Below are 7,522 nucleotides of genomic sequence, written 5' to 3' on the forward strand. Positions count from 1 at the left end.
AAAGCCCTTTCAGGACTTCCCACATCTTCAGCTTTGAGGCATTTCTCTCGGGAGAAAATCTCCCAGAGAAACGACCGCAAAGCCGAGGCTTGTTAGCAGAAATTTTAAACCACCAATTCGCAAAAGATGAAAACAATATTGTTTTTTTTTATTCTCATAAACATTTCCGCTTTTGGACAAGAATTTAATTCTATTGAACAAGCAGAAAAGAATCCTAATAAAGTAAAAATTTTAGATTTATCCAATCAAAATTTAAAAACCCTTCCAACCCAAATATCCAAATATAGAAACTTAAAAGAAATTGATTTAGGACAAAATCCAAATTTAAATTTAGAACAAAGTTTCAATATCCTAAAAAACAATATAAAACTAAAAACTATTTATCTTCAAGAAAATAATTTAGAAAATTTACCTCTAAATATTTCAGAAATTAAAAATTTAAAAGAACTTTGGCTTGACGAAAATAACTTTTTTGAAATTCCAAAAGGTATTCTAAAATTAGAAAAACTTGAATATTTAAGGTTGTTTAGTAATAACATTTCTAAAATTTCATTTACCGAAAATGATTTACCAAAGTTAAATTCTATTGATTTATGTTATAACAATTTTTCTGATTTCCCAGTCGAATTGTCTAAACTAAAAAATCTAAAATACATTATAATGTGGCGTAGTAAAGTAGAAAACATAACGAATGAAATAGGAAATTTAAATAAAATTAAAGTTTTAAATCTTGAAGGAAATAGTATATCGCAACTGCCAACGGAATTTTCAAAACTTAAACAACTTGAAAAATTATCACTAGGAAATAACAGTTTAGAAACTGAAAATTTAAAACCTGTTTGGCAACTGACAAATCTTAAAGAATTAGAAATAGATAAAAACAAAATATCTGAATTACCGACAGGAGTATCAAATCTTAAAAAATTAAAAAAATTATCAATTGGAATCAATCCATTGGAAACAATTCCAAAAAGTATTTCAGAACTCACAAACCTTGAACAAATTGGTTTTGTTTCATTAAAAAACTTTAATTGGACCGAAAGTTTTGAGATAATTTCAAAAATTAAAAGCCTAAAACGAATTGGATTTCCTTCTTGTGGTTTGTCAAAAATGCCAATTGGATTTGAAAAATTAACTCAAGTAAAAACGTTTTGGCTAAATGGAAATTCTTTTGATAAATCTGAACAAGAAAGACTTAAAAAAATTCTTCCAAATGCTGAACTTAAATTTAACTAAAAAAACTTCTGCTAACAGGCGTTTGGCAAGATTGCGAATTTTGTTGTAAATACACGTTTACATTTCGCAAGAAATTTTATCTTTGATAGAAAATAATCGGTTCCGAAGTCCGCAACCTCGCCAAGCGCCAGAACGTCATTGTGCGTCATTTTCGAGCGACAGAAAACCGGAAAATAAAAACTAAAAATGAAAGAGAATATTTGGGATTTTGTAAACATAATTTACGTAGACTTTTTTATTGGTTTTGGTTTATATTCATTACTTTATTTAATCGTTTCGCTATTCATAAAAAACAAAACTAAAATTAATTTTGTAGACAAAATAGCAGCTGATTTAGTTGTTTTTGCAGGAATTATATTTTTTGTTAGCTGGATAATTGGACTTTATTTTACATTTCAGGAAATAACCGAAGAAGAAAAACATAGCATCTTAAACAGAATGTTTGGAAAGTATTGGTTTGGTTATTGGTTACAACCAATATTGTGGATTTTTACAACTCAAATCTTAAGAATTGAAAAAATAAGAAATTCAAAAATATTACGTTTAATTTTTAGTTTTATATTCATTCTATCAATTGAGAGATTTACAATTATTTTAGTCTCTATACATCGAGATTATATTGGGAGCAGTTTTGAAATGGGAATGTTTAACTTTCTAAAAGCAGAATATATTTTCCAAATATTAATCAAAATTACTATGTATTTATTATTTGCAGTAATCTTATATTTTGCAACTGAACAATTAAGGAAAATTAGAAATCGAAAAAGTGAATTTGAAGAATGAAAACAGAAAATAATACACTAATTATTCTTGCTATTGTTTCAATTACATTTACAGGAATTTTGACTTTTTATGCATTTAAAAAAGCTAGAAAAATAAGCCAAATGTCAGAAGTAGAAAGAAAGAATGAAATGGGAAAAATTAACAATAGAACGGGAAACTCTTTATTTTTAAAACATATTTTGGAAATAATAGGAAGTATATATAAATAAAAAAACGAACGCACAACAGCCGTTTGGCTAGATTGGGGTTTTAGGCTTAATTTAAAGTTTGTCTTGAATTTGGAAATTTTGTGCTAACCGAAATATTAATCTTAATTTAGTCCCCAACCTCGCCAAGCGGCGGGACGTTGTTACTAGAAATCGCAAAAAAATCGAAGAACTCAAAAAACCTACGTAACAATTTATTATCTTTACACGTAAAAAACTTTATTATGAACACGAAACTCACATTAAATCTTGATACGGAAATAATACACGAGGCAAAAACATATGCTAAAAGTCAGAGTGTAAGCTTATCAAAACTCATAGAAAACTATCTTAATTCGCTAACCAGAGAATCAAAAAAGAAATCTTCTGTTAGTCCATTAGTTGAAAGTTTGACAGGAATTATCCCAAGTGATTACGACGAAAGAAGAGATTACAGAAACTATATTGACCAAAAATATTCATAATGGAGAATATTTTCGTAGATACAAATATTGTTATTGACCTTTTAGCCAAGCGTGAACCTTTTTATAAAGATGCTCAAGATTTATTTACACTTAGTGATAAAAAAGAGGTTAAACTTTTCATTTCTTCGCTAACTTTTGCAAATGCTTACTACTCTATTGTCAAACATCATAAAGATGTAGATGCAAAAAAGTATTTGTCCAAATTTAAGGTATTAGTAACTATACTTCCTTTGGAAGATAAAGCAATCGAATTAGCCTTGGCTTCAGATTTTAAAGACTTTGAAGATGGTTTACAATATTTCGTTGCAATGGACAATGATGCAGATATAATAATAACTCGAAACAAAAAAGATTTTAAGAACTCGAAAATTCCCGTAATGACTGCAGAGGAATATATGAAGAAATAAAGCGACTTCTAGTAACAGCCACTACAACGGATTTGGGCATTTGGCTTAATGGAAAGATGGTTTTGTATTTGGGATGATTTGGCAAATCCGAAGAATGGGCTTAATTTAGTCCCCAACCTCGCCAAGCGGCGGGACGTTGTGGCACAGTGCAGAATCGACTCTGGCAACTAAAATCGTGAAAGAATTATCTTCTCACTTTTGAGATTTTTACACTTAAAAATCGCTTCCAAACTAACTCAATTCGAACTCAAAAAAGTGTACCGAAATGGACGCAAAAAAAATGTTGAGAAAAAGTCGCTGAAATCGATTCGATTTCTTTTGAAATAAACGCAAAAAAACTTCTAAAAAAAACAGTGCCGATTCATAGCATCGAGCCACAACAACGGTTTCGCGAGATTGCTAGGCTTGGTCTTTATTTGGAAAAACTCTGTTTTTTCCAATTTGGTTTTGTACTTGGTAAGTTTTGTGATAAATTTACGCAACCTAGCGAAGCCGCGGGACGTTACTGGAGAGTTTCACAACCAATTCGTGCCGAATTGAATCTGATGTTTCCAACTCGGAAATGAAAGCGGAAAAAATAGAAACGTAAAACCAAACTGCCGAACTGACTCTGGCAATTGAAACGTGGAAAACGTAATGTGGAGACATGAAAATCAAACTTGCCAAACTGACTCAGGCAATTGAAACGTGAAAAACAAACTTGCCAAACTGACGCTGACAATTGAAATGTGGAAAACGTAATATGGAAACTTGAAAAGCAAACTTGCCGAACTGACGCTGACAATTGGAATGCGGAAAGCGTAAAAACTGCCGAAAAATAAATTACGGGAAAACCATTGTTATCAAGGGAAACCCTCCAGTAACAGCCGTTTGGCTAGATTGGGGTTTTAGGCTTAATTTAAAGTTGGTCTTGTATTTGGAAATTTTGTGTTTTACCGAAAAATAAATCTTAATTTAGCCCCAAACCGCTTTAGCATGGGAACGTTAACAGTAATATTTCCAATATTGCGGAAAAAGTTACCATCTTATGAATAATTGTATAATCTGGCTGAAATTAGTAAACGAAACGCTTCTATTGAAAGCTAAACTTAAAACTAAGTCAAAACAGAAAAAAAGAAATAAATATCTCCAACAGCTCCCTTACAACATGCTAAGGTTCGTGCAGGTTTCAATGAGAGTCAAGATCAAGTGAAAAAATGAGGAAGTGAAAAAAGCAAAAAATAAAGAAGCAAGCTGGACTATTTGTCAAAAATGTCAGGGACGTGGCAAAAAAAGTCGCGGGCTCAGCAAGAAAGCACTACGCCACTACCAAATAGCGTTCGAACAATTTGAAAAAACGAATAGTGAAGGAACTGCTCCCGTTCGTCCCAAAGGGCATCTATACTCCTGCTTAAACTGTTCTGGTTCTGGATTGGTTGGTTCTACTAACTCTCCTATCGCGGATAAAGAAAACTTCCCACACGTTGCTATTATTGGTGCCGGTATTGGAGGAGTGGCTTTAGCTGTAGCTTGTTTGCATCGCGCAATCCCATTTACACTTTATGAGCGCGATAACGACTTCGCTGCTCGATCTCAGGGTTACGGAATCACTTTACAACAAGCTAGTAAAGTAATCGAAGGATTTGGTGTTTTCTCGTTAAATGAAGGGGTGACTTCTACAAAGCATGTGGTTCATACTACAGAAGGAAAAGTGATTGGCGAATGGGGAATCAGAAAGTGGATGCCTTCAGGTCCGAAAACATCTCCGAAACGTTTCAATGTGCATATCGCACGACAATCTTTGCGCTTAGCCCTACTTGAACAACTCGGCGGACATGATGCGATTCAGTGGGGACATCAATTAATAGATTTTAAGGAATGCGAAAATAAAGGTGTTGATATTACCTTTGAAGTAAACGGCGAAATTAAGACCTCAAAAGCAGATCTTGTGATTGGAGCCGATGGTATTCGTAGTTCGGTGCGGAAGTTGTTAATTGGCGAAGACATTTCCCCTTTACGTTACTTAGGTTGTATTGTGATATTGGGTATTTGTCCTTTGAGTGCTCTCGAAGGACTGAATAGTTCTTTGCTCGACTCTGCAACTGTATTTCAAACCGCCAATGGTAATGAGCGAATTTATATCATGCCTTATACATCAGACTCAGTGATGTGGCAACTTAGTTTTCCAATGCCAGAAAAAGAGGCTAAGGCTTTAAGCGCACAAGGATGCCAAGCACTCAAGGAAGAAGCGTGTCGTAGAACGCAGTGGCACGTTCCCATTCCTCAAATTTTAGCAGCAACCTTGGAAGCTCAAATTTCCGGTTATCCTGTGTATGACCGAGAATTACTCACATCAGAATTGTTGGATAAAGGTGGGCCAGTAACTCTGATTGGTGATGCGGCTCACCCAATGAGTCCATTCAAAGGACAGGGAGCGAATCAAGCGCTGTTGGATGCGCTCACGCTGGCTCGGAGCATCTCAAAAGAATGTAGTACATTCTCTCAATGGAAAAAAATTGGAGTGAGAGAAAGTGTATTAACTGAGTTTGAAGCAGAAATGTTAGAACGCAGTGCTACCAAAGTGAAAGATTCAGCAGAAGCCGCGCAATTCCTACATTCCGAAATTGTGCTGCATGAAGGAGATGAACCGAGAGGACGGGGTTTACGGGATGCCAATGCGGTAAAGACAATAGCAAAAGGCTTCAGTATCTAAAAAAAGTCAATGTATTACTGCTAGAGGAATGAAGCGGTTAAGTAGATGGAAAAATAAATAAGTCTTTAAAAATATAATTTCAATTTCTACATTTTTTTTCTCATTCTCGCCACAGGAATATCCAATTGCTCACGATATTTCGCAATGGTTCTGCGGGCAATAGGATATCCTTTTTCTTTAAGAATATCAGCCAATTGGTCGTCTGGCAAAGGCTTGCTTTTATCTTCTTCTGCAATAACAGTTTGCAATATATTTTTAATTTCGATTGTAGAAACTTCTTCACCTTGATCATTAGTCATAGCTTCCGAGAAGAATTCTTTAATTAGTTTTGTCCCATAAGGCGTATCTACATATTTGCTGTTCGCTACACGCGAAACTGTCGAAATATCCAACCCAATCATATCAGCAATATCCTTTAGAATCATTGGTTTTAGATTGGCTTCGTCGCCATCAAGAAAATATTCTTGTTGAAAATGCATGATAGCATTCATCGTTACATACAATGTTTCCTGACGTTGTTTTATAGCATCGATAAACCATTTTGCAGAATCTAATTTTTGTTTGATAAATTGAACAGCATCTTTCTGAGCATTCGATTTGTCTTTAGAATCCTTGTACGTTTTCATCATGTCTTGATAATCTTTCGAAACATGAAGTTCGGGAGCATTTCTTCCGTTTAAGGTTAATTCTAATTCGTCATCTACAATTTTTATCGCAAAATCAGGGACTACGTGTTCGGTCATTTTGTTACTTCCTGTATAAGCGCCACCTGGTTTTGGGTTTAATCTTTCAATTTCGTCGATTCCGTTTTTGAGTTGTTCTCTCGAAACTGAGAATTTCAACATCAATTTGTCGTAATGTTTTTTAGTAAAAGCTTCAAACTGATCCTGAATAATATTCATAGCTAACGCAACGGATTCAGTAGGTGTTTTGTGTTTTAATTGCAATAATAAACATTCTTGTAAATCTCTTGCCCCTACGCCTGAAGGTTCTAATTCATGAACAATATGTAGTATTTTTTCGACTGTTTTTTCATCGGTATAAATTCCTTGCGTAAACGCCATATCATCGACAATATCTTGTATCGTACGTCTAATATAGCCCATATCATCGATACTTCCTACAAGAAATTCGGCAATATCGCGCTGATCATCGGTCAAAATAAAAGTATTTAACTGATTGATTAAATCCTGATGAAAACTAACTGGCGCTGATAATGGTGATTCTCGATCTTCATCATCATCACTATAATTATTGGCTTGGGTTTTGTAATCCGGTGTTTCGTCGTTGCTTAAATATTCGTCTATGTTTATGTCTCCAGAATCGATGTTTTCATTGTCGTCATAATCATCATATTCGTCATTATTGTCGAACTCATCTTTTTCGTAAATTTCTTCTTGATCATCACCACCTTCCAATGCTGGATTTTCGTTCATTTCTTCCAGTAAACGTTGCTCGAAAGCTTGCGTTGGCAGTTGAATTAACTTCATCAACTGGATTTGTTGTGGAGATAATTTTTGAGATAATTTGAAATTTAGAAACTGCTTTAGCATATTAGTTTGTTTGGTTATTCGTTTATTTGGTTATTTGGAATCAAATCCACAAATAACCAAATCCGCAAATTAACTTTTTATTAAAATTCTGCATTCATAGGTGTTCTAGGAAAAGGAATTACGTCACGTATGTTTGTCATTCCAGTTACAAAAAGAACCAATCTTTCGAAACCAAGTCCAA

General features: G+C 34.0%; 8 protein-coding genes. 6 read left to right on the top strand and 2 right to left on the bottom strand.

Annotation, left to right across the window (positions count from 1 at the left end):
* The first annotated feature begins 126 nt into the window (after positions 1-126).
* The 6 genes from ACH2BG_RS07270 to ACH2BG_RS07295 all read left to right on the top strand — a co-directional run bounded on the left by ACH2BG_RS07270 (position 127) and on the right by ACH2BG_RS07295 (position 5,788).
* Positions 127-1,236 carry a leucine-rich repeat domain-containing protein gene (locus ACH2BG_RS07270; RefSeq protein WP_395047043.1) on the top strand — a complete coding sequence of 370 codons (1,110 nt, stop codon included), beginning with the start codon at positions 127-129 and terminating at the stop codon, positions 1,234-1,236.
* Between the two features lie 186 nt (positions 1,237-1,422).
* A complete protein-coding gene (locus tag ACH2BG_RS07275; protein WP_395047044.1) occupies positions 1,423-2,019 on the top strand; it encodes a hypothetical protein in 597 nt (198 codons plus the stop codon).
* The gene (locus ACH2BG_RS07280) at positions 2,016-2,228 is read left to right on the top strand and encodes a hypothetical protein (protein WP_395047045.1); all 213 of its coding nucleotides are present in this window, start codon (positions 2,016-2,018) and stop codon (positions 2,226-2,228) included. The genes ACH2BG_RS07275 and ACH2BG_RS07280 overlap by 4 nt, the downstream gene beginning before the upstream one ends.
* A 221-nt stretch (positions 2,229-2,449) precedes the next feature.
* The gene (locus ACH2BG_RS07285; RefSeq protein WP_395047046.1) at positions 2,450-2,689 is read left to right on the top strand and encodes a DUF6364 family protein; all 240 of its coding nucleotides are present in this window, start codon (positions 2,450-2,452) and stop codon (positions 2,687-2,689) included.
* Complete coding sequence (locus ACH2BG_RS07290) at positions 2,689-3,096, top strand: type II toxin-antitoxin system VapC family toxin (protein ID WP_395047047.1); 408 nt, start codon at positions 2,689-2,691, stop codon at positions 3,094-3,096. Before ACH2BG_RS07285 ends, ACH2BG_RS07290 begins: the two co-directional genes overlap by 1 nt.
* Positions 3,097-4,300: 1,204 nt before the next feature.
* The gene (locus ACH2BG_RS07295) at positions 4,301-5,788 is read left to right on the top strand and encodes an FAD-dependent oxidoreductase (RefSeq protein WP_395047048.1); all 1,488 of its coding nucleotides are present in this window, start codon (positions 4,301-4,303) and stop codon (positions 5,786-5,788) included.
* A gap of 86 nt (positions 5,789-5,874) precedes the next feature.
* On the opposite strand, the gene rpoN is transcribed toward ACH2BG_RS07295, so the two are convergent.
* On the bottom strand, positions 5,875-7,341 hold the full coding sequence (gene rpoN, locus ACH2BG_RS07300; protein ID WP_395047049.1) for an RNA polymerase factor sigma-54: 1,467 nt from the start codon (positions 7,339-7,341) through the stop codon (positions 5,875-5,877).
* An 80-nt stretch (positions 7,342-7,421) separates the two neighbouring features.
* On the bottom strand, positions 7,422-7,522 hold a 101-nt coding region (locus ACH2BG_RS07305; RefSeq protein ID WP_395047050.1), incomplete at its 5' end, for an amino acid--tRNA ligase-related protein.

This window comes from Flavobacterium sp., from assembly GCF_043779715.1.
In the GTDB taxonomy this organism is placed as follows: Bacteria; Bacteroidota; Bacteroidia; order Flavobacteriales; family Flavobacteriaceae; genus Flavobacterium.